Consider the following 2440-nt stretch of genomic DNA (forward strand, 5'->3'; position numbering starts at 1 on the left):
ATATAGAGTTATCAAGGTTCAGCACACCTTATTGGTGTGGGAAGTTTGAGTTAATAATTTTTCTGTATCTTTAGTATTATTATACTGCACTTCCTATACCCCATATATCTTTTCCGGTTGTTTTTCATAATATTTACGTATTTCATCACATTCTATCTCTTGATTTAAATCTGTATTTTTCCAAGGATCTTCTTCGTGAGTTTTTCTTACTAATTCAAATGGGTTTCTTATTTGGGAATAAGAATCAACAACTTTACTAATTATTTTTTTTGTGACATTATCAATTTTTTTTGATGGTTCATAAATAATTTTCATTGTCTTTCCATCAAGTTTCATTCTTTTACAATCTTCTTGATTCGGAATAACATCTCTTCCATATTCCTTGTAATGTTGATACGCTTCAACTACAACCGGGCCAAATTCCCATGCCATAATTTTTGAATCAAAACATTTCTGTCCAAGTTCAACCAACATTGCAGCTTGTGAATAATATAGTAATTTTTGTAATTTCAAATTGCTTACTGGGCTACCGATTTCATTTGAATATTCAATAATATATGATGATATATCAATTACATTATACCCTAACATCGTTATCCCTCTCTTTCTTTTTCTTTATCTTACTATTATATTCTCGCAATTGCAAGATTTTACATGTTTTAAAAGGTATCTAGCGATATTCTTTTATAAACAATCTCTTCTCCATATACTATAGTTAAAAATAATATGATATAAAGTCACAAAACCTCTTCATCCACCCGCTTTTCACCTATACTCTCACCACTACCACTTCCACAACATCTGGATATTCAACCACCCACATACCACAAAATACCACCTGTTTTGTGACTTTCTCATGCTAGGAGACAAAATATTCCACTGCGTTATTCGGGAAGAACTCTTTAAATTCCCCATAAAGCTGTGCAGCCAGCGTCTTATTGTGTGCTATGATCAGCGTTGGTTTATTCAATTGTTGGATGACATTCGCCATGGTAAATGTCTTACCAGATCCAGTGACGCCAAGCAATGTCTGGCACTGGTTGCCTTCTTTGAACCCTTCGACCAGCTCTTTGATTGCCTGTGGCTGGTCTCCTGTTGGTTTATATTCTGATACTAATTCAAAATGATCCATATGATTTCTCCTGAATAATCTTCCTAAATTTACATAATTACTAACTTTGGTTAAAAAGTTTATCAAATAATATTCTATTTATCTCACTGTTTTTATCATAATCATAACTGCACTGTTCAAATACATCCGTAATTTTCTGATAGGCTCTGCGCTCACTGGCCCTGATTTCACGAATGCGTTCAAGTAATTCATCAAAATAGTCTTTTCCAAAAGGTCTGCCGTTTTTAAGCATATCATCATTCAACACAAACCCTTTTGTAATATATTCTTTTAATGTTTTAGTAGCCCACTGCCGAAAGCGTGTAGCTTTCTTAGAATTTACTCGATATCCAACAGCTATAATTGCATTTAAATTATAACATTTTACTTTTCTTTTAACGTTACGCTGTCCCTCATTTTGAACTACCGAGAAAAACTCGGTAGTTCGATTTTCATCTAATTCTTCTTCCTTATAAATATTTTTCAAATGCAAGGATATATTATCTGTTGTACATTCAAATAAATCTGCCATTGCTTTTTGTGTCATCCAAAAAGTATCTTCTTTAAACATTACATTCACATAAATATTAGTGTCTTCCACTTGATATAAAACAATTTTATGTTCTTGATTCATTTATTTATCCTCTTATTTTAGCTACTTATAAAACATATCATTTTAGTATTAACAGTCCCTATTATATCAGACATTTTTTTGAAAGTATATAGATGAAGGCAAGAAAAAAGTACAAATGTTCGATTTTCATTTGTACTTTTTTATCACCACTATTCTATTTTTCATCATGCTGCGTTGAAATATTCCTCCAGGATTAAGTCTATTTCAACCATTTCTGAATAATCGTAATACTGATTTTTCCATCTCCATCCTTCTCGCCACACTTTAAATCCTACATCTGTAAGATTTAAAGTCAAGCTTTTTCATTCCATTGACAGATCAGACGTTTTCAATATATAATATTTTTATTACAAACGTAAGATTTGGAGGAATATCACATGAGCAATCTGCCTCAAATTTCAGAAGCTGAATTTGAAGTTATGAAAATCGTTTGGAAATACGCACCAATCAGCACCAATGAAATTACTGAAAAATTAACACAAATTTCCAGTTGGAGTCCTAAAACAATTCAGACATTGATTAAACGTCTCGTTTCTAAGAAAGCATTAACCTATGAGAAACAAAGCCGGGTTTTTGTCTATACTCCATTGGTCAAGGAAGACGAATATATTCGGCAGGAAAGTAATTCTTTTTTAAAGCGATATTATAATGGTAATATCACTTCTATGCTTGCCTCTTACATTGAGGATGATAAA

The 2440-nt window shown here is 32.0% G+C and carries 3 protein-coding genes and 1 pseudogene; 1 reads left to right on the forward strand and 3 read right to left on the reverse strand.

Translation table 11 applies throughout. From position 1 onward, the window contains the following. Positions 1-93 precede the first annotated feature (93 nt). The 3 genes and pseudogenes from LI149_RS14880 to LI149_RS14890 form a co-directional block, all read right to left on the reverse strand. Positions 94-591: a Panacea domain-containing protein gene (locus LI149_RS14880; RefSeq protein ID WP_118471073.1), complete on the reverse strand. Its 498-nt coding sequence runs from the start codon at positions 589-591 to the stop codon at positions 94-96. A gap of 271 nt (positions 592-862) precedes the next feature. Next, positions 863-1132 (reverse strand): annotated as a pseudogene (locus tag LI149_RS14885) (DEAD/DEAH box helicase family protein); the annotation flags it as partial. Positions 1133-1172: 40 nt separating this feature from the next. After that, on the reverse strand, positions 1173-1745 hold the full coding sequence (locus tag LI149_RS14890; protein WP_227079188.1) for a virulence RhuM family protein: 573 nt from the start codon (positions 1743-1745) through the stop codon (positions 1173-1175). Between the two features lie 377 nt (positions 1746-2122). Here LI149_RS14890 and LI149_RS14895 point away from each other — a divergent pair. Then, positions 2123-2440, forward strand: a 318-nt coding sequence (locus LI149_RS14895; RefSeq protein ID WP_227143601.1) for a BlaI/MecI/CopY family transcriptional regulator, incomplete at its 3' end; no start/stop codon positions are given.

The sequence above is a fragment of the Dorea sp. 210702-DFI.3.17 genome (assembly GCF_020560825.1).
Taxonomy (GTDB): Bacteria; Bacillota; Clostridia; order Lachnospirales; family Lachnospiraceae; genus Dorea; species Dorea formicigenerans.